The sequence below is a fragment of the Dyella sp. OK004 genome, assembly GCF_900114495.1.
Lineage (GTDB): Bacteria > Pseudomonadota > Gammaproteobacteria > Xanthomonadales > Rhodanobacteraceae > Dyella_D.
Window position 1 is genome coordinate 829,884 of the sequence record NZ_FOZI01000002.1, and the last position, 21,751, is coordinate 851,634.

Annotated in this window: 20 protein-coding genes; 11 read left to right on the top strand and 9 right to left on the bottom strand. The window is 64.3% G+C overall.

Annotated features, from left to right (window positions below; all coding sequences use genetic code 11):
- The first annotated feature begins 51 nt into the window (after positions 1-51).
- From BM338_RS10425 to BM338_RS10445, 5 genes are all read left to right on the top strand, one after another.
- Entirely contained in the window at positions 52-1,338 is a 1,287-nt protein-coding gene (locus BM338_RS10425) for an ATP-binding protein (protein WP_090450804.1), read from the top strand.
- Positions 1,339-1,431: 93 nt separating this feature from the next.
- Positions 1,432-2,004: a response regulator transcription factor gene (locus tag BM338_RS10430; RefSeq protein ID WP_090450805.1), complete on the top strand. Its 573-nt coding sequence runs from the start codon at positions 1,432-1,434 to the stop codon at positions 2,002-2,004.
- A gap of 102 nt (positions 2,005-2,106) precedes the next feature.
- The gene (locus BM338_RS10435; RefSeq protein WP_255367260.1) at positions 2,107-4,368 is read left to right on the top strand and encodes a TonB-dependent receptor; all 2,262 of its coding nucleotides are present in this window, start codon (positions 2,107-2,109) and stop codon (positions 4,366-4,368) included.
- A gap of 35 nt (positions 4,369-4,403) precedes the next feature.
- Positions 4,404-5,576 carry a sialidase family protein gene (locus BM338_RS10440; protein WP_090450807.1) on the top strand — a complete coding sequence of 391 codons (1,173 nt, stop codon included), beginning with the start codon at positions 4,404-4,406 and terminating at the stop codon, positions 5,574-5,576.
- Positions 5,573-6,034 (top strand): thioredoxin domain-containing protein, encoded by a 462-nt coding sequence (locus BM338_RS10445; protein WP_255367261.1) that lies wholly within the window; start codon positions 5,573-5,575, stop codon positions 6,032-6,034. The genes BM338_RS10440 and BM338_RS10445 overlap by 4 nt, the downstream gene beginning before the upstream one ends.
- 114 nt (positions 6,035-6,148) lie before the next feature.
- Here BM338_RS10445 and BM338_RS10450 read toward each other — a convergent pair whose 3' ends face one another.
- The 3 genes from BM338_RS10450 to BM338_RS10460 all read right to left on the bottom strand — a co-directional run bounded on the left by BM338_RS10450 (position 6,149) and on the right by BM338_RS10460 (position 8,885).
- Positions 6,149-7,192, bottom strand: coding sequence for an isoaspartyl peptidase/L-asparaginase family protein (locus tag BM338_RS10450; RefSeq protein WP_255367262.1), 1,044 nt, complete (start codon positions 7,190-7,192; stop codon positions 6,149-6,151).
- Between the two features lie 66 nt (positions 7,193-7,258).
- Positions 7,259-8,527 carry a M56 family metallopeptidase gene (locus tag BM338_RS10455; RefSeq protein WP_090450809.1) on the bottom strand — a complete coding sequence of 423 codons (1,269 nt, stop codon included), beginning with the start codon at positions 8,525-8,527 and terminating at the stop codon, positions 7,259-7,261.
- Positions 8,514-8,885: a BlaI/MecI/CopY family transcriptional regulator gene (locus tag BM338_RS10460; RefSeq protein ID WP_090450810.1), complete on the bottom strand. Its 372-nt coding sequence runs from the start codon at positions 8,883-8,885 to the stop codon at positions 8,514-8,516. The genes BM338_RS10455 and BM338_RS10460 overlap by 14 nt, the downstream gene beginning before the upstream one ends.
- Before the next feature lie 191 nt (positions 8,886-9,076).
- Between BM338_RS10460 and BM338_RS21860 the strand changes: the two genes are divergently transcribed.
- Complete coding sequence (locus BM338_RS21860) at positions 9,077-10,438, top strand: 3-oxoacid CoA-transferase (protein WP_090450811.1); 1,362 nt, start codon at positions 9,077-9,079, stop codon at positions 10,436-10,438.
- Between the two features lie 106 nt (positions 10,439-10,544).
- Here the strand turns inward: BM338_RS21860 and BM338_RS10470 are convergent, their stop codons facing one another.
- The 3 genes from BM338_RS10470 to BM338_RS10480 all read right to left on the bottom strand — a co-directional run bounded on the left by BM338_RS10470 (position 10,545) and on the right by BM338_RS10480 (position 13,179).
- The gene (locus BM338_RS10470; RefSeq protein WP_090450812.1) at positions 10,545-11,525 is read right to left on the bottom strand and encodes a sensor histidine kinase; all 981 of its coding nucleotides are present in this window, start codon (positions 11,523-11,525) and stop codon (positions 10,545-10,547) included.
- 28 nt (positions 11,526-11,553) lie between these two features.
- The gene (locus BM338_RS10475; protein ID WP_090450813.1) at positions 11,554-12,276 is read right to left on the bottom strand and encodes a response regulator transcription factor; all 723 of its coding nucleotides are present in this window, start codon (positions 12,274-12,276) and stop codon (positions 11,554-11,556) included.
- Positions 12,277-12,567: 291 nt separating this feature from the next.
- Positions 12,568-13,179 (bottom strand): arylesterase, encoded by a 612-nt coding sequence (locus BM338_RS10480; protein ID WP_090450814.1) that lies wholly within the window; start codon positions 13,177-13,179, stop codon positions 12,568-12,570.
- Here BM338_RS10480 and BM338_RS10485 point away from each other — a divergent pair.
- The 4 genes from BM338_RS10485 (at position 13,178) to BM338_RS10500 (ending at position 18,506) form a co-directional block, all read left to right on the top strand.
- Positions 13,178-13,912 carry an ABC transporter ATP-binding protein gene (locus tag BM338_RS10485; RefSeq protein ID WP_090450815.1) on the top strand — a complete coding sequence of 245 codons (735 nt, stop codon included), beginning with the start codon at positions 13,178-13,180 and terminating at the stop codon, positions 13,910-13,912. The genes BM338_RS10480 and BM338_RS10485 overlap by 2 nt on opposite strands.
- Positions 13,909-16,392, top strand: coding sequence for an ABC transporter permease (locus BM338_RS10490; protein WP_090450816.1), 2,484 nt, complete (start codon positions 13,909-13,911; stop codon positions 16,390-16,392). The genes BM338_RS10485 and BM338_RS10490 overlap by 4 nt, the downstream gene beginning before the upstream one ends.
- Before the next feature lie 366 nt (positions 16,393-16,758).
- Positions 16,759-17,388: a glutathione S-transferase family protein gene (locus BM338_RS10495; protein ID WP_090450817.1), complete on the top strand. Its 630-nt coding sequence runs from the start codon at positions 16,759-16,761 to the stop codon at positions 17,386-17,388.
- Positions 17,385-18,506, top strand: a complete 1,122-nt coding sequence (locus BM338_RS10500; RefSeq protein ID WP_255367263.1) for an SLC13 family permease — start codon at positions 17,385-17,387, stop codon at positions 18,504-18,506. The genes BM338_RS10495 and BM338_RS10500 overlap by 4 nt, the downstream gene beginning before the upstream one ends.
- 10 nt (positions 18,507-18,516) lie before the next feature.
- Here the strand turns inward: BM338_RS10500 and BM338_RS10505 are convergent, their stop codons facing one another.
- A complete protein-coding gene (locus BM338_RS10505; RefSeq protein WP_090450819.1) occupies positions 18,517-19,290 on the bottom strand; it encodes a DUF4097 family beta strand repeat-containing protein in 774 nt (257 codons plus the stop codon).
- Between the two features lie 132 nt (positions 19,291-19,422).
- Between BM338_RS10505 and BM338_RS10510 the strand changes: the two genes are divergently transcribed.
- Positions 19,423-19,965: a hypothetical protein gene (locus BM338_RS10510; protein ID WP_090450820.1), complete on the top strand. Its 543-nt coding sequence runs from the start codon at positions 19,423-19,425 to the stop codon at positions 19,963-19,965.
- Positions 19,966-20,105: 140 nt separating this feature from the next.
- Here the strand turns inward: BM338_RS10510 and mazG are convergent, their stop codons facing one another.
- Together mazG and cysQ are read right to left on the bottom strand one after the other, a co-directional pair.
- A complete protein-coding gene (gene mazG / locus BM338_RS10515; RefSeq protein ID WP_090450821.1) occupies positions 20,106-20,921 on the bottom strand; it encodes a nucleoside triphosphate pyrophosphohydrolase in 816 nt (271 codons plus the stop codon).
- A complete protein-coding gene (cysQ, locus tag BM338_RS10520; protein WP_090450822.1) occupies positions 20,914-21,741 on the bottom strand; it encodes a 3'(2'),5'-bisphosphate nucleotidase CysQ in 828 nt (275 codons plus the stop codon). Before cysQ ends, mazG begins: the two co-directional genes overlap by 8 nt.
- Between the last annotated feature and the right edge of the window lie 10 nt (positions 21,742-21,751).

The following is a 21,751-nucleotide window of genomic DNA, read 5'->3' on the forward strand; positions in this document are numbered from 1 at the left end:
CATCGGGTCTCTTGCCATGGAGGCCTGGCGGACACCGTAGAATCCCGCCCCATGAACCAGCGCCGCTTGAAGCAACGCATCGGGCCCCGCGCCCTAACCCGCACCCTGGCCTGGCTGCGCATTTGCGCCATCGCGGGACAAAGTGTGGCGGTACTGGTCTGCGCCTTGTGGATGCAGCTGGCGATTCCACTGCTGCCTTTGCTGGTCGGCATCGGCATGCTCGCGGTCTTTGCCGTATTCGCCGCGTGGCGCCTCAGCCAGCCCTGGCCGGTGCGCGAATGGGAAACCGTGCTGCATGTCGCCGCCGATACCTTGGTGCTGGGGTACTTGCTGTACTTCACTGGCGGCGCCAGCAATCCCTTCGTCACTTTGCTGCTGGTGCCGATCGCCTTGAGTGCGGCGGCGCTATCGGTGCCGGCCATCCTGGAAGTGGCCGCGCTCGCCGGCGTCGCCTACGTGGTGCTACTGCTTTGGTACGTGCCGCTGCCGGTGCCGATACAGCACCACGCTACCGCCGGGTTCTCCCTGCACGTTGCTGGCATGGGCGTGAATTTCGTCATCACCGCCTTGCTGCTCGGCTTCTTCATCAACCGCTTGGCGCGCGCCGTGCGCCTGCAACAGCTCGAAGTACAGCGCGCACGCGAGCGTGCACTGCGCGATGAAGGCATTCTCGCCATCGCCACCCAGGCGGCCGGCGCCGCGCACGAACTCAACACACCGCTCTCCACCATGCGCACCCTGCTGCCAGAACTGCGCCGCGAACACGCAGGCGATACCGCACTGGGTGAAGACCTTCAGTTGCTCGAAGACCAGGTCGAGCGCTGCCGCACCATCCTTCGCGAGATGGTGGCGTTCGGCAAAGCACAGCTATCACAGGAACCCGAGCAGCTCAGTCTCGCCGCCTTTATCCATAGCTGCCTGGAACGCTTCCAGCTGCTGCGGCCCGAAGCAGAGCTGACCGTGCAGCTGGATGGCGATGCCGCACGCACCGTGCTGCGCACACCGCCGGGTCTGCGCCATGCCCTGCTCAATCTGTTGAACAACGCGGTCGACGCGTCGGCACTCAACCAATCGCAGGCGGTATCGCTCAGTGCGCATCGCGAGGGCGGCTGGCTGGAGCTGGTCGTCGGTGATCACGGACCCGGCTTTGCGGCCACCGGCGAACTGGCAGTGATCGGCGAATCGCATAAACAGACCGGCCTGGGCCTCGGGCTGGCCCTGGCCGAGGCCACCGCCGAGCGCCTGAATGGCGAACTCACCGCCAACAACACCCTGGATGGCGCGGAGATGCACCTGCGCCTGCCCCTGGCCGTGATCGCGGCCCGCACCGAGGAGTAGCGGTCCGCTCAAAGGACGAAGGACACTTCGTCGCGCCTCCCCCTCCCTGCGTCAACGATGCGCGACAATAGTCCGCACTGTTCCGGAGGCCCCATGAGCGATCAGCCCGCCCAGCCCCTGCTTATCGTCGACGACGACGCCACCTTCGCGCGCGTCCTGGCGCGGGCCCTGAGTTCGCGCGGCTTCGAGGTGATCACCGCGAGCAATGCCGACGAGGCGCGCGCGCTGACCCGGCGCCATCATCCGCGCTATTGCGTGCTCGACCTGAAGCTGGGTGAAGAGAACGGCCTGCGGCTGATTCCCGAGTTGCAGTCGCTGGTGCCCGAGATGCGCGTGCTGCTGCTCACTGGTTACGCCTCCATCGCCACAGCGGTCGAAGCGATCAAGCGCGGCGCACACGATTATCTGGCGAAGCCCGTCGATGCCGACGCCGTGGTGCGCGCCCTGCTCGATGGCGACAGCGCCACCGGAGACGATGAAGTGCTGGACGCGCCGGAAGCCCCACTGGCCCTGCGCCGCCTGGAATGGGAGCACATCCAGCGCGTGCTCACCGAATGCGACGGCAATATCTCCGAGACCGCCCGCCGCCTCGGCATGCATCGCCGTACCCTGCAGCGCAAACTCAGCAAGCACCCGGTGCGCGAGCGGCCCGACGGCGAAAGCTGATTACCCCACGCCATCGCGGCACCGCTGCGACATCGCGCCACCTTTTCCGTTATCAGCGTAGGGCTATGCTGCCAACCCTTGACCATGGTCCAGGGTATGCCGTTGAACACCTCTCCGCACCGTCTGTGCACGCTGGCGCTCGCCATCGCCGGCAGTTTCGCCGGCCCGGCCTTTGCCGCCGATCCCCAGCAATCGACCACGCTGGAAGCGGTACGCGTCCATGCCAGCGACACGCATGTGACGGAAACACCGGCGGTGCAGGTACACGTCACCCGCGACCAGCTGCTGAAGCACAACGTCACCGACAGCTCGGACGCGCTGAAATACGCACCCAATATCCAGGTGCGTAAACGCTACATCGGCGATCCCAACGCGGTGATCAGCGGCCGCAACGCCGGCACGCTGCAGAGTGCGCGCAGCCTGGTCTACGCCGACGGTCTGCTGCTCTCCAACCTGATGACCAATGGCTGGGACGGCGCACCGCGCTGGGGGATGGTGGCACCGGAAGAAATCGGCGCCGTCGACGTGCTGTACGGCCCCTACTCCGCGCTGTATCCCGGCAACTCGATGGGCACCACGGTACTGATCCACACTCGTCTGCCGGAAAAGTTCGTCGCCAGCGCCAGCGCGCAATTCATGAGCCAGGATTTCAGCGACAGCTACGGCAGCAGCGGCCGCTACAACGGCCGTAGCATCGCCGCCACGCTCGGCAACAAACAGGGCCGCTGGAGCTGGATGCTCGCGGTGAACAAGCTGGACAACAACGGCCAGCCGATGCAGTACGCCACCGCCAAAGCCGGCGGCAACGCGAAGCTTGCCGTGCCGGTGCAAGGCGCCACGCTGGACCGCAACCCCAACGGCACGCCGCGCCTGGTCTACGGCGCCAACACCATCGAGCACACCGAGCAGACGCAGGCCAAGCTCAAGGTAGGGGTGGATATCACCGATCATATCGCCGCGCTGTTCACCCTGGGCTGGTGGCACAACCATGCCGAGGACCGCACGCGCAGCCTGATCCGCGATGCCAGTGGCCGCCCGATTTATACCGGCGTGGTCAGCGCCCTCGGCCAGACGTGGACCTTGCCGGCCAGCGGCCTGGCGCCCTCCGCCACGCACGAGACGCATGCGTTGTACGGCGTGGAACTCAACGGCCGTTTCGACAACGGTTGGCGTTGGACCGCGGTCGGCAGCAAGTACGACTTCCTGCGTTCGCAGCAGCGCACGGCCAGTCTTACTCCACCTATCGGCGCTGTCGGCGGTCCTGGCACCGTGGCCGATATGGGCGGCTCGGGCTGGGAGACCTGGGATCTGCGCAGCTCCGGCCCGCTCGGCGAGCAGCACATGCTCTACGCCGGCCTGCATGGCGATCGCTACATACTGGATTCGCGCGTGAACAACGCCAACGATTGGCGCGGCAACGCGGACGGACCGCAACAAAGCGCCTTCGGCGGTCGCACACGCACCTACGCCGCGTATTTGCAGGACGTATGGAGCTTCGCCCCGGCCTGGGCCCTCACCCTCGGTGGACGCTGGGAACAATGGCGCGCCTACGATGGCCTGCGCGCCAACGCCAATACCAGCGTGCGCTATGCCGATCGCCAGCGCACCGACTTCTCGCCCAAGGCCGCGCTGAGCTGGGATTTCGCTGACGACTGGCAGCTGCGCCTGGCCAGCGGCAAGGCGGTGCGCTATCCCACCGTCAACGAACTGTTCCAGGGCAGCATCTCGGCCAATGCCATCGTCAACAACAATCCCAATCTGCGCCCCGAGCGCGACTGGTCGACCGACCTCACTTTGCTGCGCCATCTCGACCACGGTCATTGGCGTGTCTCGGTGTTCCAGGATCGCATTGCCGACTCGCTGTACTCGCAAACCGACATCACCGTCACGCCGACAGTCACCAACATCCAGAACGTGGACAAGGTGCGCATGCGCGGTATCGAGGGCGAGATCGCCCTGACCGATGTCTGGACACCCGGCCTCGACCTGCAAGCCAGCGTCGCCTTCAACAACGCCAAGACGCTCGACGACCGCCAGTACCCGCTGGCGAACGGCAAGTGGTTTCCACGCATTCCCAAAGTACGCGCCACCATCGTGGCTGACTACCGCTTCGCTCCAGGATGGGATGCGTCGCTCGCCATCCGTCACTCGGGCCGCCAGTACGGCACGTTGGACAACAGCGATTTCGTGAACACCTACGGCGCGGTCAGTCGCTTCACTGTGGCCGATGCCAAGCTGCGCTGGAATTTTGCGCCGCAGTGGACGGTATCCATGGGTGTGGACAACCTCACCAATGAGCACTACTGGGTCTACCATCCTTATGCCGGCCGCACCTGGTTCGCGGAAGCGCGCTGGGATTACTGACACATTCGCGCCAGCCGCAAAACCAAAGGCCATCCATGCGCAAATTCATCGCCCCCCTGTTCTGCCTGATCGCTCCGGTGCTGATGGCGCATGAAGGTCACCAGGGCATGACCATGCCCAAGGGGCCGGAGTTGGGCGCCAGCGCCACCATCGACGGCAATGGCCGCTTGTGGCTGGTGGACGCCGCGGATGGCCACGTCAGGTTGCGTCACTCGGACGATTTCGGTCGCACGCTGAGTCCGCCGGTGCTGGTCAATGCCACCGCCGAGCCGATCTACGCCGAAGGCGAGAACCGGCCGAAGATCGCGCTCGGCAAACAGAACGCGTTGTATGTGAGCTGGTCGCAACCGCGCGCCAAGCCATGGACCGGCTTCGTACGCTTCGCCCGCTCCACCGATGGCGGCGCGCATTTCTCTGCGCCGATCACCGTGCATCACGACCGCGCCGAGATCACGCATCGCTTCGACGCCATGGCGGTGGATGGCCAGGGCCGCATCGTGATGGCGTGGATCGACAAACGCGATCTCGAAGCGGCCACGGCCAAGGGCAAGCCCTATCTCGGCGCGGCAATCTATACCAGCGTCTCCAGCGACGGCGGCCTCAGCTTCGCAACGGAGCAGAAGCTGACCGACCAGAGCTGCGAATGTTGCCGCATCGCGATGGCACGTACGCCGCAGGGCGAGATCGGCGCATTCTTCCGCGGCATTTATGGCGACAACATCCGTGACCACGCCTATGCCGTGCTGCACGGCGATGGCCGTCCCAGCGAAGCCCAGCGCGCCACCTTCAGCGAGTGGCAGATTGCCGGCTGCCCGCATCATGGTCCCGGCCTCGCCATCGGCGGCGACGGCGTGCGCCACGCGGTGTGGTACGAGGCAAAGAACCAGCCCACCGTCTGGTATGGCCAACTCGATCCCGGCCATGCGCCCAAGCATGCCCTGGCCATCGCGGGTGCCGGCGCGAGCCATGCAGATATCGCCGTTAACGGCCGTGAGGTATGGGTCGTGTGGAACCAGGTGAACGCGCATGGCTACGAGCTCATGCTGCGCACCTCACGCGATGGCGGCGAGCATTTCGATGAAGCGCGGCAGATCGCCAATACCCCGGGCGCGAGCGCCTCACCGCAGCTGTTGTTGTGGCAAGGCCGCGCTTTCGTCGCCTGGAATACTGCGGCGGAGTTCCGTCTGGTGCCCACGGAGGCCCTATGATCCACCGGCTTCTATGTCTGCTCGCCTTGGCTTTACCGATAGTTGCGCAAGCTGCATCGCCCACCGCGCTGCGTGCGGAGGATGTCGCCACTCTGCTCAAGCCGCCCTCGCACGGTATACGCGTGCTGGCGATCTGGGCGCTGGACTGCGCCTACTGCGAATCGAACCTGCAAGCACTGGGACGATTGCAACGCGCACAACCCGACACGATCGAACTGATCACCATCGCCACCGACAGCATCGATCAAAGCGACATGATCGCGGCACGCCTGCACAGCGCCGCCATGGATGCATGGCCGGCACGCGCCTACACGGATGCCACGCCTGAGCGCATCAACTACCTGATCGATCCGAACTGGGGTGGCGAAACGCCCCGCACACTGGTGATCCGTGCGGATGGCACGCGGCTCGGCATTAGCGGCGAACTCACCCCCGCCAAGCTGAAGTCGATCCCGTAGGAGCGCACCCTGTGCGCGAAACGGCCCGACAGGGCCGCGCTTTTGCCGAAGCGGGATGAAAACACGGCCCTGTCGGGCCGTTTCGCGCACAGGGTGCGCTCCTACACAGTGAAATTACGATCCGCTGCTCGACTCAGTGGCGGGCAGCGGATCACCGGTGCCGTCGTCCTCGTCGCCAAAGATCGCGACATGCGGTACACCATCCGCGCCGATCCAGCCGCGATACATGCCATCGGTATTGAATGGCATGGCGAAATTGCCGTCGCCATCCAGCGCAATAGCTCCGCCATTGCCACCCATCGACGGGATTTCCTGATTGATCACTTCCGCCGCGGCGCGCTTCAGCGGCACGCGCATCTGCGTCACACGCATGCAGATTTCGTGCGCCGCCACGGTGCGGATGTAGTACTCGCCCCAGCCCGTACCCGACACAGCGCAACCACTGTTGGCATAAGTGCCAGCACCGATGAGCGGCGAATCGCCCACGCGACCCCAGCGCTTGTCGGTCATGCCACCGGTGGACGTACCCGCCGCCAGATGTCCCTGCGCATCCAGAGCTACCGCGCCCACTGTGCCGAAATGCTTGGCCGTCTCCACGTCCGCATGCGGCTTGCGTGCCGCATCTTCCTTCAGCGCCTTCTGCAATTGCTGCCAACGCTCGTCGGTGCGGAAGTACGAGGGATCGACCAATTCAACACCCGCATCCTTCGCAAACGCCTCGGCGCCCTCGCCAACCAGCATTACATGCTTGCTCTTGTCCATCACCGCGCGCGCCAGCAGGATCGGGTTCTTCACGCGATGCACGCCGGCGATCGCACCAGCCTTCAGCGTGTAGCCGTCCATGATGGCCGCATCCAGCTCGTTCTTGCCGTCATGAGTGAATACCGCGCCCTTGCCGGCGTTGAAGTTGGGGTCATTCTCCAGCACGGTAATCGCCGCCGCCACCGCATCGAGCGCCGGCTTGCCGGCCTTGAGCTGGGCATAGCCGTTCTGCAGCGCCTGGGTCAGCGCCGCACGCACCGCCTTCTCGCGGACCGGATTCATTTCGCGCTTGATCACACCGGCGCCACCGTGGATCACCAGCACCGGTGTAGCGGCATGGCTCATGGCGACAACTCCAAGGGCGGCAATGGCAATAAACAGGCGGCGCAACTTCACGGATCACTCTCCCCGGATGGTCGGGGCGAGTATAGCCAGCTGCGCCGCCGTACTCAGCCGAATGTCTCAACAACCCAGGCGAGCTGTGACATCTATCCTGATTGAGCGACCGGATTTCGCGTCACCTTGATGCACTTCACCCACCTCAATGGTGGCAGTCTGGCCAGACGGGTTGCGTACCTTGGGGTGTACCGCTTCCTTCAAAGTGCCACCGCTCAGGTCGCCCTGTATTTCCAGCTGCCCACCTTCTGCGGGAACCACCATGAAACGTCCGCTCCAAGCCGGTATGCCAGTGGCGCTTCCATTGATCGTGGCGTACTCCCCGGGTTTGAGGCATTGAGTGAAGTGCGTTTCCGGCGCTTCGCCGTTATAGGCCACATCCATCTTCAGGCTGTAGTGGCTCGATGGCGAATTGTTTCCTTCCGACGCTACCGGCGTGGCCGCATACACCATGCCCGCCAGCGTGCTGACGCAGAGAGCTACAACAAACCCGCCCAAGCGATGACGGGTCAGACTCGGTTTTTCCTTCAGCATGGCAATACGCTCCGTGAGTGGATGACGTGGAGACCACGCGCAGCCCACCGGCAGCGCGCTGGCTTCGGACAGGGTTTTCAACATTGCCTGGGCGTACTGGCGGCGATAGCCATGGTGATCGCGCATGACTGCCGCATCGCAGGCCAGTTCCTGATCCTGTCGAAACAGGCGCCACCCCAGCCATGCCAGAGTATGTGGCCAGCACACAGCGACCACGGCAATCGCACACAACGACCACAAGCCATCGCGCCGACGGGCATGCGCCTCTTCGTGGGCCAGGATCAGTGCTCGCTCCCGTTGGTCATAACGTGTCGCGAAATCTGCGGGCAAGACGATGTGAGGACGCCAGGCGCCGACCAGCGCGGGACCAAGCCCTGGCTCTACGGCAACCAAGATTGGCCAGTGGGATAACCCAGGCTCTAGGGTGGCGCTCCGCAGTCGACGACGATAGCGCGATTGAACAAACCATCCCAACACACCTACTGCCAACATTCCGATCAGCCATACGGCTACCACGGCAGTGCGCCAATCGAAAGACACTGTCGCTTGTGGCACCACAGGAAACGCACCGCCAGCCGTCGCGATGGTAAGCACGAATGTCGGTGATGCAGCCGCGTGTGCCGTCGAATGTGGCAGCTGGCTCATCAGCATCGCCAGCGGCGGCAACATCCAAAGCTGGAAACTGCGTTCAGCGCCCAACCATCGGCGGCATGGCCGTCGCAACAACAGCACGGCCATCACGGCCAACGTAAAGGCGAGCTGCAGCAGCCACAGCCGCGACATCCATTCAGAGCTGGTCATCGTCCAGCTCCTCAAGCAGCTTCTTCAGATCGGCGACATCCTTGCGGCTCAATTTGTGCTGCTCGGAGAAATGCGCCACCAACGGCGCAATCCGGCCGTCGAACAGGCGGTCAAGCAGCCCTTTGCTTTCCTGCGATACGTACTGTTCGCGGGTCAGCCGCGGTATGTAGAGGTAGCGACGACCTTCACGTTCCGCTTTTACCGCTTTCTTTTTCAGCAAGCGATTGAGCAGGGACTTCACCGTGCCCTCCTGCCAACCTTGCTGTGGCCCGACTTCGGCGAGAATTTCCTCGGCGCTGCGCGGCGCCTGCCGCCACAGCACTTCCATCACCACGGATTCGGCTTCACTGATCGACATGGCGCACCGTTTACACGTGTAAGTGACATCTACATTTACACGCGTAAACGAAACCGTCAAGTGTCCTCGATACTGCTTGCAGATCGTGGTTCTAAGCTCTTGTCTGGATGGCTGCGACCTTGGTACAGCATGAGCGGTCACCGATCCGTCGTATCCTAGGTAGCTGGCTCTCCCTGCAAGAAGGCATCGCAATGGACAAGGTTTATGCAAGCGCGGCGCAGGCTCTGGACGGTCTGCTGTTCGACGACATGACCCTCGCCGCGGGCGGCTTCGGCCTCTGCGGCATTCCCGAAAATCTGATCGCCGCACTGCTGGCGGCCGGCACCAAGGGGCTGACCATCGTCGGCAACAACGCCGGCGTGGACGATTTCGGCATGGGTCCGCTGCTGAAGACGCGGCAGGTGAAGCGCGTCTACGCCTCTTACGTGGGCGAGAACAAGGAATTCGAGCGCCAAGTGCTGGCCGGCGAACTGGAGCTGCATCTGGTGCCGCAAGGCACGCTGGCCGAGAAGCTGCGCGCCGGCGGTGCCGGCATCCCGGGTTTCTATACGCGCACCGCGTTCGGCACCAAGCTGGCCGAAGGCAAGGAAACCAAGGTTTTCGATGGCAAGGAATACGTGCTGGAAGAAGCCATCCACGCCGACGTGTCGATCGTGAAGGCATGGAAGGGCGATCGTCTCGGCAACCTCGTGTTCCGCAAGACCGCACGCAACTTCAACCCGATGATCGCCACCTGCGGCAAGGTCTGCGTGGCTGAGGTCGAAGAGCTCGTCGAAGTGGGCGCACTGGCGCCGGACGAGGTTCACGTACCCGGCATCTACGTCGACCGCATCATCCAGGGGCCTTCGTACGAAAAGCGCATCGAGTTCCGCACAGTTGCCGGCGCCAACACCGGTAAAGAAAGCCCGATCCGCACGGCCATGGCACAACGCGCCGCGAAAGAATTGCAGGATGGCTTCTACGTCAACCTCGGCATCGGCATTCCGACCCTGGTGGCCAACTACATTCCAGAAGGCATCGACGTGACCTTGCAGTCGGAGAACGGCCTGCTCGGCATCGGCCCGTTCCCGGACGATGCACACGTCGATCCCGATCTGATCAACGCCGGCAAGCAGACCATCACCACCCTGCCCGGCTCCAGCTTCTTCTCCAGCGCCGAATCGTTCGCGATGATCCGCGGCGGCCATATCGACCTGTCGATCCTCGGCGGCCTGGAAGTGTCGTGTAACGGCGATCTCGCCAACTGGATGGTGCCGGGCAAGATGGTGAAAGGCCCGGGTGGTGCGATGGATCTGGTCAGCGGCGTGAAGCGCGTGGTGGTGCTGATGGAGCACACCGCGAAGGATGGCTCGCCCAAGATCAAGGACGAATGCGACCTGCCGCTCACCGGCAAACAGGTGGTCGATCTGATCATCACCGACCTGTGCGTGTTCGAAGTGGCCAAGGGTAAGGGCCTGACTCTGATCGAACTGCAGGAAGGCGTGACGGTGGATGAAGTGAAGACGAAGACCGGCTGCGCTTTCACCGTGTCACCGAAACTGCAGGCTGCCTGAGAAACACGGTGGGAGCGCACCCTGTTCGCGACCAACCGGCAAGGATTGCCGGTTGGCACGGCGAGAACACGGCCCTTTCGGGCCGTTTCGCGCACAGGGTGCGCTCCTACACGTTCGCCGGTAATGGCTTGGGAAAACGGATGCGTGCGATGTGGTGTTTGCCGTCGCGCGTTTGCAACTCCAGCGGCCAGGCGAAACGTTCACTGATGCGCTGTGCAATCGCCAGCTCGAAACCGTGGCGATCCGCTTTGTAGGTGTCCACGTCAATGCGGTTGGTAACGGTCACCGCACCAGGCAACACGGTAATGACCACCACACCCTGCTCGGCCTGCTGACAGGCATTGCGAATCAGTTGCCAGCACAGCACCGCAAAGACTCGCGGAGACCCATGCAGTGCGAACCGCGCCGGCTCGTCCAGACGCAGGGTTACCGGCTGCCCTTCCAGCAATTCGCGCGCGTCGATCAATTCGCGCTCCAGCACATCGTTGACCACGAAATCTTCTTCGGTGAGTCCGTTGTCGGATTCGCGCGCAAGGATCAGCAAGGCCTCGACCAGCGCTTCCATCTCGCGCGTGGCGCGCTTGATCCGCTGCACCGACCGCTGCCCGAACTCGCCCAGGGCAGGCTCATCAGCAAGCATATCGGCGGACATCTTGATCACGGTGAGCGGGCTACGCAGTTCGTGGCTGGCATCGCGGGTGAAGTTGCGTTCGCGCTGGTTGTAGCCGGCGATGCGGCTGGCAAAGGTGTAAAGGCCTTGTGCGAGCACCGCGACGTCGGCGTCGGCCTGACGCGGTAGCTGCCCCGGCTGCCATTGGCCGAGGTCCGGCTTGTGCTCATCCCAGGTCTTGACCGCGCGCGCCAGCCAGCGCACTTCTTTCCACTGGCGCCGCGTCACCAGCCACGTAAGCACACAGATCGCCACCAGCAGCAGAACCGCTAGCGGAATGGGGGCCAATCCATACATGCCGAGCAGGCAGACCGCGACCACAGCCACCATCTGCAGCCCGAAAATCCATGCCAAGCGGCGATGGAACGCGTCGCGGCGGAACGCGTTCCCCCCTGTCGGAAAAGCTCGGGGAGTCATCGTTACTTCATGACGGCGCGCGAAGCGGTCACGTGGCCGTGGCCGCTTCCGATTCGAGATCGGCCAAGCGATAGCCCGCGGAGTGGATGGTATGCAGCAGCGGGCGATCGAAGGGCTTGTCGATCACGCGGCGCAGGTTATAGAGATGCGAGCGCAGGGTGTCCGAGTCGGGCAAGGTATCGCCCCAGATCTCGCGCTCAATATCGCGCCGGCTCACTACGCGCGGCGATTCGCGCATCAGGATCGCCAACAGCTTAAGCCCGATCGGCGACACGGTGAGCTCCTGTCCACCACGCACCAGACGCAGCGTAGCGGTGTCGAGCGTCATGTCGCCCACGGTCAGCACTTCGGTCGACACCTGGCGGCGATCGCGGCGGATCAACGCACGCAGGCGCGCTTCCAGTTCGCGCACCTCGAACGGCTTCACCAGATAGTCGTCAGCTCCGGCTTCAAGGCCGACCAGCTTGTCTTCCAGCGTGTCGCGCGCGGTGAGCATCAGCACCGGGGTGGACTTCTTGGCCTCCTTGCGCAGCTTGCGGCAAACCTCCAGGCCATCCATGCCCGGCAGCATCAAGTCGAGCACCACTACGTCATAACTGTTGGAGACAGCCAAGTGCAGGCCGCTGACACCATCAGCGGCGTAATCCACCGAGTAGCCCCGGCGTTCCAGGAATTCGCCGACCATCTCGGCAATCTGGCGGTTGTCCTCCACCAGAAGGATCAGCCCGGCTTGTTCGTCACGAGAACTCATCCCTGCCTCCGCGATCGGTCTTCACATAGGTGAAGGCTACCTTCGCGCCGGGTGAGCAATATGTGAAGACGCTTTCACAACAAAGATCGGCCCGGGTGAAATGCCTGGCGAACCCGTCATTCCGGCGAAGGCCGGAGGAGCTCCACAACAGCGAAGCTGGTCATCCAGTGAGGTATGCGTGCGAAGCACACAAAAGCGGTGTTGAGTGCTTTGCACGAATTACTGGACTGGATTCCGGCCTTCGCCGGAATGACGGGTTCTCGGCTACGGGGCCAGCCGATCCACATCCTTTCACCGCAGCAGCGGCCGCAAACCACCCCACACGTTGTCCAGCACCCTGGGCTCACCCGCCGCCGTCGGATGCAGGCCGTCGTCCTGCATCAGTTTGGGATCGAGGGCGACCCCATCGAGCAGGAATGGCACCAGAGCGGTGCGCTTCTGCCCGGCGAGGTCCGCGTAAACCGTACGCAGACCGTCCCGATACTGCGGTCCATAGTTCACCGGCAGCTCGATACCCAGCAGCAAGACCCTGGTTCCGGCATGCTGGGCCGCATCGATCATGCTGGCCAGGTTGTCGCGCAGCGCCACCAGCGGCAGGCCGCGCAGGCCATCGTTGGCACCCAGCTCGATCACCACCACCGCCGGCTTGTACTTGGCCAGCAGCGCCGGTAGCCGGTTGCGGCCGCTCAGCGAGGTTTCTCCGCTGATGCTGGCATTGATCGCTGTCCAACCCGGCTCCATCTGTCCCAGACGTACTTCCAGCAGATGCACCCAGCCCTGTTCGGTCGCAATGTTGTGCGCGGCGGAAAGGGAGTCGCCCAGTACCAGCACGGCCTTCGAAGGCGCAGCCCGCACGGCGCCAGCGCAACACAGCAACAGCAGAAGCCAAAGGATACGACGCATGAGTGGTTCTTCTCCCGCGCTTGGTAGCGCCGATCTGGTAAGCGAGGTTCTTCTCGATGCCCGCGATGTTAGCAAGTCGGTACGCGGGCCCGAGGGGCAGCTGGACATCCTGCGCGGCGTAACTCTGCAGGTGCACACGGGCGAGAGCTTCGCCATCGTCGGCGCTTCCGGATCCGGCAAGACCACCCTGCTCGGCCTGCTGGCCGGGCTGGATACGCCGAGCAGCGGGCATATCGCGCTGGATGGTCACGCGCTCCAGCAACTGGATGAAGAAGCCCGTGCCGACCTGCGCCGCCGCCTGGTGGGGTTCGTGTTCCAGTCCTTTCATCTGCTGCCGGCACTGACGGCGGAAGAAAACGTGATGCTGCCGCTGGAGCTGGAAGGCAGCGACGACGCCAGAAGCCGCGCGCGCGCCGCACTGGATGCCGTGGGCCTGAGTCCGCGCCGCCGCCATTACCCCGCGCAGCTTTCCGGTGGCGAGCAGCAGCGCGTGGCGATCGCCCGGGCGTTCGTGCACAGCCCGCGCCTACTGTTCGCCGACGAGCCCACCGGTAATCTCGACCAGCGCACGGGCCACCATGTGAGCGATCTGCTGTTTGCACTCAACCATGATCACCGCACCACCTTGGTACTGGTCACCCACGATCCCCTGCTCGCCGAACGCTGCGCGCGCCGGGTGGAATTGCACGAAGGCCGGGTGATCACCCGCGGCCCGGCGGAGCTGACCGCATGAGGCTGCTGTGGCTCGCTCTGCGCAGCTTGCGCCGCGAGTGGCATCTGCCTGAGCTGCGAACGCTGGCCGCTTCGCTGACTCTAGCTGTCGTTGCATTAGGCGTGGTCGCCACGCTCGCTACGCGCATCGAGCGCGGCATGCTGGCGAATGCTGCCGAGCTGATCGGCGGCGACCTCGGCATCAGTTCGCCGCAAAACCTGCCCGACAACTATGCCGCGCAGGCGCGTCAGTACGGTCTCGCCACCACACGTGGCGCAGGGTTCCCCAGCGTGGCGTTTGCGCACGAACAAAGCCAGCTGCTCGATGTACAGGCCAGCGACCATGACTATCCGTTGCGCGGCAAGCTGGAACTACGCAACGCCGCGCAAGGCGACTACGTTGGCCACGGCCCCGCGCCGGGTGACGTATATCTCGATCATCGCGCACTGGTAGCACTCAATCTGAAAGCTGGCGACCACGTGCAGCTCGGCGGCCGCGATCTGCGCATCGCCGCTGAGCTGGTGCGCCAGCCCGATGGCGGCGAACTGTTCGCTCTCGCACCGCGCGCGATCATGAATCTCGGCGATGCCGAACAGGTCGGCCTGCTCGGCACCGGTAGCCGTGCCCGTCATCGTTTGTTGATCGCCGGCGATCCGGCCGCGGTGGCGCGCTGGCGCACTTGGGCGCAGACACAAAGCCTGCCGCAAGGCGCGGAACTGATTACACCCGAGCAAACCCAGGAGCGCATGCGCACGGCCTTCGATCGCGCCAGTGCTTTCCTGCGACTCACCGCTCTGCTCTCCGCACTGCTGGCTGGTGTGGCAATCGCACTTGCCGCGCAGCGCTATGCACGGCGCAAGACCAATGAAGTTGCGTTGCTGCGCGCACTCGGTACACCGCGTCGGCGCGTGCTTGGCTTGCTGCTGGGCACGCTGGGTGCGCTGGCTTTACCTGCTTCACTGCTGGGTATCGTGCTTGCGCTGGGTATTGCGCAAGGCGCGTGGGTCTTCGCCAGCACGCTGTTCACCAGTGTCCCCGTGGCGCTACCGCTCGCGCCCGCGTTCGCCGCCGCGGCAATGGGCGTGGCTGTACTGGCCGGCTTCGCGCTGCCGCCGCTGGCACGCCTGGCTGAGGTGCCGCCCGTCGCTGTGTTCCGCGAAAGCATGGCGCGCAAGGTGCGACGTTTCGATGCGCTGTATGTCATCCCGGTAGCGGTTGCCCTGGTGCTGATCTGGAGTCAGAGCGGCTCGGCGCGCATGGCAGGCATCCTCGCCGTCAGCCTGCTCGGCGTCGCGGCCATCGCCGCGCTGCTGGCGGCCTTGCTGCTATGGGTGGCACGACGCGTGGCACCGGGCGCACATCCGGCCTTGCGGCTCGGCCTGGCAGCGCTGGCGCGCAGACGCGGCATGAGTCTTCTGCAGGCCACCGCACTCAGCCTCGGCCTGGTCGCGCTCTTGCTGCTGGCCATCGTGGCCCCCGCGCTGCTGGAAGGCTGGCGGCGCGAGTTGCCCGCCGACACACCGAACTGGTTCGTGCTGAACCTGCAGGACGACCAGCGACCCGCTTTTGAGCAAGCGCTGTCCGGCATCGGCGGCCAGCAGCTCAACATGTTGCCGCTGGCCGTGGGCAAGCTGACCGGCATCAACGGTCATCCCATCGACCAGCTCAGCTTCAAGGACGAGCGCGCCAAGGAATGGGCCGACCGCCAGCTGCGTCTGTCGTGGGCCGGCAAGCTGCCGCCTTCCAATCAGGTGATCGCCGGTGCCTGGTCCGGGCCGCAACCTGCACAGCCCGAGATCTCCATCGACACCATGTGGCGCGACATGTTTGCGCTGAAGGTGGGCGACATCATGAGCTTCAGCATTGGCGAAGGCAGCATCGACGCCAAGGTGACGAGCATCCGGCAAGTGGACTGGAGTTCGTTCCGCGTCAACTTCTTCCTGCTGCTGGATCCAGCGCACGCCAGCGACCTGCCACATACCTGGATCGCCAGCTTCTACGTGCCACGAGGACATGCCGAGTCGCTGGCGAAACTCTCGCGCGACTACAGCAACCTCAGCCTGATCGATGTGGATGCCCTGCTCGACCGCGTGCGCGAAATCGTCGACCGGGTCAGCCACGCCGTGCGCTGGGTGCTGGGCTTCAGCTTGCTGGCCGGTGCGCTCGTACTGGCTGCGGCGCTGGCAGCCAGCGCCGCAGAGCGAAGACATGAGGCCGCCCTGCTGCGTACGCTGGGTGCACGCCGCGCGCAACTACGCGCCGCCGCCGCATGCGAGTTCGCCTTGCTCGGCCTCGTCGCCGGCCTGACCGCAGCGCTCGGTGCCGCGGGTACCGGCTGGTGGCTGGGACGCGCGGTGTTTCATATCGAAGGCTTCGTGCCGCCGCTATGGCCGCTGGTGCTCGCTGCGCTTGGTGCTGCAGTTGTCGTGATGTTGCTGGGACTGGCAGGCACGCGAAAGGTCACCAGAACATCGCCGATGCGATTACTGAGAGAAGGATAAAAAAAGCCGCCCTTTAGGCTGAGGCTGAGGACAAAACAACCGCCGTCCAGACGCCTGACCCTGGAAAAGGCGCAGCTACAGAGCACACCGCCCGCTCTTCAGGCCATTTCTCTTTGGTTACTTTCTCTTTGGGCCAGCAAAGAGAAAGTGACCCGGACCGCGGCAGCGGTTCGGAAGCCCGCGGCAGGCGAGCCAGCGCACGCAGACGCTAAAACCGAGCGACAACGCCACTGGATCCCTGCCTACGCAGGGATGACGAAGTAGGAAGGAGTGGCGCAAGAACCGAACCCTCTACCCAAAGGGAGAGGCAGTACAAGCGCGCCACGCACTAAGATCACCAACCACCCAGACACCGCGCAGACGCCCATGTACACCCTCTACTACTCCCCCGGCACCGCCAGCATGGTCGTCCACCTCGCACTGCTAGAAATCGGCGCGCCGTATCAGCTCGCGTTGGTGGACTTCGACAAGCAGGCCCAGCGCGACCCCATCTACCTCAAGCTCAACCCCAACGGCCTGGTGCCAACCCTGGTGATCGACGGCCGACCGCGCATCGAGTCCGCCGCCTTGCTGACGATGCTGGCCGAACGCCACCCGGAAGCCGGCTTGATTCCTCCTACGGGCACGCCCGAGCGCGAGCTGTGGCAGCAGTGGGTGGGGTATCTGAGCAACACGCTGATGTCCGCCTACCGGCTGTGGTTCTACCCCGCCGAACTCGGCAGCGAAGAACATCCGCCGGCCATACGCGCGGCCCTGCAACGCAAGATCGAAAGCGTGTGGGATCACCTCGACACCCATCTCGCCGCCAACGGTCCTTATCTACTGGGTGCCCAGTTCTCCGGCGCGGATCTGCTGCTGACCATGCTGATGCGCTGGTCGCGCAACATGCCGCGCCCGGTCACCGAATGGCCGGCGCTGAAGAACCTGGCCGACCTGGTCCGTGCGCGCCCAAGCTGGAAGAAGCTGTACGAACTCGAAGGCCTCACCGAGTGGTGAGCAAACCGATCCACTGGCGGCAGCGCCTCAAGGACGAATGGCTGCTGCTCGCCTTCGCCCTGCTGGCGCTGTTGCTTGCGTTGATCGATCCGCATCCGCTCGCCGACCATCAGCGCTGGTTGCAACTGCCGACGCTGGCCGGCTTGCTCGGCCTGCTGATCGCCATCCAGGGCATTCGCGACAGTGGACTGGTGCAGCATCTGGCCGGCGCCCTGGTGGCGCGCGCGCATTCGCAGCGTGTGATCGGTCTGCTGCTGGTGACCATCACCGCCTTGCTGTCGATGGTGCTGACCAACGATGTCAGCCTGTTCCTGATCGTGCCGCTCACGCTGGCTATCGGCGCCATCTCCAATCTGCCGGTGCTGCGCATGGTGATTCTGGAAGCGCTGGCGGTGAACGCGGGTTCCACCCTGAGCCCCATTGGCAATCCGCAGAACCTGTTGCTGTGGCAATACCTGCGATTGCCGTTCGTGCAGTTCGTCATGGCCATGTTACCGGTGGCGGCCACCATGTTCGCACTGGTCGCATTGCTGGCGTGGTTCTGGCTGCCTAAGGGGCGTGTCACGCTGCACGCGGAGCAGATCGACGGGCATGCCGTCTCCGTGTCGCAAGCAGCGCTTTCCATCGTCGCCCTGCTGATGATGGTGCTGATGATGGAGCACGGCCATGCGGTGCTGGGCGCTGCCTTATTGCTGCTGCCGTTCGCCCTGCTCGACTGGCGCCTGCTGGCACGCGTGGACTGGTTGCTGCTCGCCACCTTCGCGGCGATCTTCCTGGGCCTGGGCCACTTCGCCGAGCTGCCGCTGGTGAAACAGGGGCTGGCGTCGATCGATTTCAATCAACCACTGCGCCTTTACGCGAGCGGCATCCTTGCCTCACAGCTGATCAGCAACGTACCGGCCACCGTGCTGTTGATGGAACGCACGCCGGATGCCATCGCCCTGGCGGTGGCGGTCAACGTGGGTGGCTTCGGCTTGGCGATCGGCTCACTGGCGAACCTGATCGCCCTGCGCTTGGCAAAACAGCCGCAGGGTCTGCGGCTGTTTCACCTGGTCTCGATCCCCTTCCTGCTGGTGTGCGCGCCGCTGGTCTATCTCATGTGGCGCTGGCTGGGATAGAGCGACGCGATCAATCGTTGTCGCGCGGAACGTTCACCTTGCCGCGTATGCCCGAGTGGTTCACATCACCACTGCCCTTGGCACCCAGGCTGAGGTCGCCGTCGACCTCGCGCACAGTGAGATCACCCGAGCCCAGCGTATCGGCGCGCACGCTGCCGCTGACGCGCGATAGCGTGACGTCGCCCGAGCCGATGCTGCCGACGCGCGCATTGCCCTTAATGCCATCGACTTTGAAATCGCCGGAACCGACCGCACCCAGATCGAGACTGCCGATATCGCTGGCCTCGACATCGCCGGAACCTACGCTCGCCGAGAGCGGCCCTGTGATCTTGTTGACATGCAGCTCACCGGAACCGACATGTGCATCCAGCCGCTGCAGGCTGGCAACCCACGCCTCGCCGGAGCCGACATTGAGCGTTACCGGCAACGAAGCGGGCACCTTGAGGTTGAGTTCGAGATCGGCATACGAGCGCCCCATCAGGTTGAACATGACGCGGTTCTTGCCACCGGCCTCCACGATCAGTACGTCGCCCTCGCGACGCTGGGTGACCACCAGGTTGTCCAGCAGCTGTTGATCGGAGGCGCAGGCGCGACCCGTCAGTTCACCCGTCCGCGCAGCGGCATCGCCGTTGAGATGCAGGTCGTGGCTGTGCAGGTCGACCTGCAGCGACTTCACTCCGGCCAGATCGAGCTGAAGGTTGCGCGGTGCCTGGAATTTGCAATCGTCGCGGGCCTGCACGACGAGCGGGGCCAACAGCAAGGTGGCGAGCAATAGATGACGCATGGAAGCACTCCTGGATGAACGGTCAAGCCTGAGATGCTGGCCGTGCCGAAAAGGTTGCAAGCCGCGCCAGCCGGGTCAACCGCCATTCGGCAGGGGCGTTCAAACCTGGAACGTCCATCATGGAGTTGCACGATGTCGCGCAAGACCCTGCTCGCTTCCACCCTGGCCTTGCTGCTGGTCGGCACCTCCGCCCTCGTGACCGCGCAGGATGCCGCGCCAGCGACGCCCGCCACCCCGCAAGCCGCCGCCAAGCCAGCGCCGCCGGCCGGTGCCAAGCCCGCCAGGATGTTGCGCATCGAGCGCCACGAGCGTGGTCCGGACAACGGCGGCCCCGGCTTCGGTGATCGCGGTTTCGGTCCCGAATCACCGGTGATCTCAGATCTGCATGCCCTGGAACGTCTCTACATGACCCAGGGCCGCATCAAGGAATTGCCCGCGCTCTATAACGCCGTGCTCGCCAAATCGCAGGACCCGCGTGTACGCACCTACGTCTACCACCAGCTGGCCCGCACGCAGATGGTGCCGGCCAATGCGGATCAGGCCATCGCCACGCTACGCAAGAGCCTGGATGAAAACCTGGCCAACGAAGCCAAGCGCCGCGAAGACATGGACAAGATGCGCGCCGCGTGGGAACAGCACCGCGCCGACAAGACACCGCAGCCTCCGGCGCAATAAGCCATGCCCCAGTTCAAATAACGAGAAAGGAAACACAGACATCGCTGTGTGCCCGCACAGTCGGATGGAACTTAAGGCGCGAGGACCCCAGACCTCGCGCCTTCTTTGTCTTGGGTGGAACGGTAGGAGCGGCGAAACGGTCAGCCGGCGACTTTCTCGCTGCGCTTGGCCTGCTGCCATAGCGCTTCCTGATCATCCAGGCTGCGCTCGACCAAAGGCTTCCCTTCATCGGCAGCCATCGCTTCCATCTGACGGAAGCGCCGCTCGAACTTCGCATTCGCATGGCGCAAGGCCTGCGAGAAGTCCACATCGGCATGTCGCGCCAGGTTCACCACCACAAACAGCACATCGCCGATCTCGTCCTGCAGGCGTGCCTTGTCGGCACCGGCCGCAAACTCGGCGCGAACTTCTTCCACTTCCTCAACCAACTTGTCCAACACCGGGTGCGCATCGGGCCAATCAAAGCCCACTGTGGCCGCACGCTGTTGCAACTTCAGTGCGCGCTTCCATTCCGGAAGGCCGCGCGAAACACCGGCCAGCGCGCTGTCGTCGTGCTGCTCGCCCTTGGCTGCGCGCTCTTCCGCCTTGATCGCTTCCCAGGCTTCCTTCTGCGCCTCGACGTTGTCGTAGCTGACATCGCCGAACACGTGCGGATGGCGGCGGATCATTTTGTCGCTGATGGCATGGGCGACATCGGCAAAGTCGAACAAGCCGGCCTCTTTGGCCATCTGCGCGTGGAACACTACCTGCAATAACAGGTCGCCCAGCTCGTCGCGCAAATCGTGCCAATCCTTGCGATCGATCGCGTCGGCCACCTCGTACGCTTCTTCGATGGTGTAGGGCGCGATGGTGGCGAAATCCTGCTGCACATCCCAAGGGCAGCCTCGCTGCGGATCGCGCAGGCGCGCCATGATGGCGAGCAGATCGTCGAGGCTGTGCTTGGTGGTGTCAGTCATTGTCTTCCATGTCGGCCGCAAGCAAGCGCGCCGCCCAGTCTATGGCCGTGTCGCCCACGGCGAGGAATTCGGGATTGATCAGCGAATCGCCGCGGTTGTAGCGCAATGGGCGCCCAGCAAGGTCCAGCACGGCGCCGCCAGCGGCTTCGAGCACACATTGGGCGGCGGCGGTATCCCATTCGCTGGTAGCGCCGCGCCGCAAATAGACGTCCGCATCGCCGCGTGCCAACAGGCAGAATTTGAGCGAAGAACCCATCGGCGATTCGAGGTAGTCATCGCCCAGCAGCTCTTGCAGCAAGACAGCGCCATGGCTGCCATGCGAGCGGCTGCCCGCAACCACCGGCGGACTGGTCAGCGATCGCGTGGTGATGCGCTCCCACGGAGCTGAGGCATCGGCCTGTCGCCATGCATGGCCGCCGCGCTCGGCGGCGTACAGGTCGCCGGTCACCGGCGCCAGCACCACACCGAGCACCGGCGCGTGCTGATCGATCAAGGCGATGTTGACGGTGAACTCACCGTTGCGCTTCACGAATTCGCGCGTGCCGTCGAGTGGGTCGACCAGCCAGTAGCGCGTCCATGTCTGCCGTTGCGTCCATGACGCGATGCGTGCTTCTTCAGAAAGTACCGGCAGCACCTCGTCGAGCTGCGCCAGCCCGGCGGCAATCACGCGCTGCGCAGCGAGATCAGCGGCGGTGACCGGTGAGCGGTCGGACTTGTGCTGCACTTCGAAGTCCTGGCTATAGACCTCGAGGATGGCAGCGGCAGCGGCTCGCGCGATGTCGCCAATCTGCAACAACAACGGAGAAACAGGCGGTTTCATGCCGGCTTAC

Coding starts and splice junctions, on each gene's coding strand:
- BM338_RS10495 (WP_090450817.1), top strand. CDS start 16,759: ATGTACACCCTCTACTACTCCCCCGGCACCGCCAGCATGGTCGTCCAC.
- cysQ (WP_090450822.1), bottom strand. CDS start 21,741: ATGAAACCGCCTGTTTCTCCGTTGTTGTTGCAGATTGGCGACATCGCG.
- BM338_RS10490 (WP_090450816.1), top strand. CDS start 13,909: ATGAGGCTGCTGTGGCTCGCTCTGCGCAGCTTGCGCCGCGAGTGGCAT.
- BM338_RS10460 (WP_090450810.1), bottom strand. CDS start 8,885: ATGTCGATCAGTGAAGCCGAATCCGTGGTGATGGAAGTGCTGTGGCGG.
- BM338_RS10425 (WP_090450804.1), top strand. CDS start 52: ATGAACCAGCGCCGCTTGAAGCAACGCATCGGGCCCCGCGCCCTAACC.
- BM338_RS10455 (WP_090450809.1), bottom strand. CDS start 8,527: ATGACCAGCTCTGAATGGATGTCGCGGCTGTGGCTGCTGCAGCTCGCC.
- BM338_RS10505 (WP_090450819.1), bottom strand. CDS start 19,290: ATGCGTCATCTATTGCTCGCCACCTTGCTGTTGGCCCCGCTCGTCGTG.
- BM338_RS10480 (WP_090450814.1), bottom strand. CDS start 13,179: ATGCGTCGTATCCTTTGGCTTCTGCTGTTGCTGTGTTGCGCTGGCGCC.
- BM338_RS10475 (WP_090450813.1), bottom strand. CDS start 12,276: ATGAGTTCTCGTGACGAACAAGCCGGGCTGATCCTTCTGGTGGAGGAC.
- BM338_RS10430 (WP_090450805.1), top strand. CDS start 1,432: ATGAGCGATCAGCCCGCCCAGCCCCTGCTTATCGTCGACGACGACGCC.
- BM338_RS21860 (WP_090450811.1), top strand. CDS start 9,077: ATGGACAAGGTTTATGCAAGCGCGGCGCAGGCTCTGGACGGTCTGCTG.
- BM338_RS10440 (WP_090450807.1), top strand. CDS start 4,404: ATGCGCAAATTCATCGCCCCCCTGTTCTGCCTGATCGCTCCGGTGCTG.
- BM338_RS10510 (WP_090450820.1), top strand. CDS start 19,423: ATGTCGCGCAAGACCCTGCTCGCTTCCACCCTGGCCTTGCTGCTGGTC.
- BM338_RS10470 (WP_090450812.1), bottom strand. CDS start 11,525: ATGACTCCCCGAGCTTTTCCGACAGGGGGGAACGCGTTCCGCCGCGAC.
- BM338_RS10485 (WP_090450815.1), top strand. CDS start 13,178: ATGAGTGGTTCTTCTCCCGCGCTTGGTAGCGCCGATCTGGTAAGCGAG.
- BM338_RS10445 (WP_255367261.1), top strand. CDS start 5,573: ATGATCCACCGGCTTCTATGTCTGCTCGCCTTGGCTTTACCGATAGTT.
- mazG (WP_090450821.1), bottom strand. CDS start 20,921: ATGACTGACACCACCAAGCACAGCCTCGACGATCTGCTCGCCATCATG.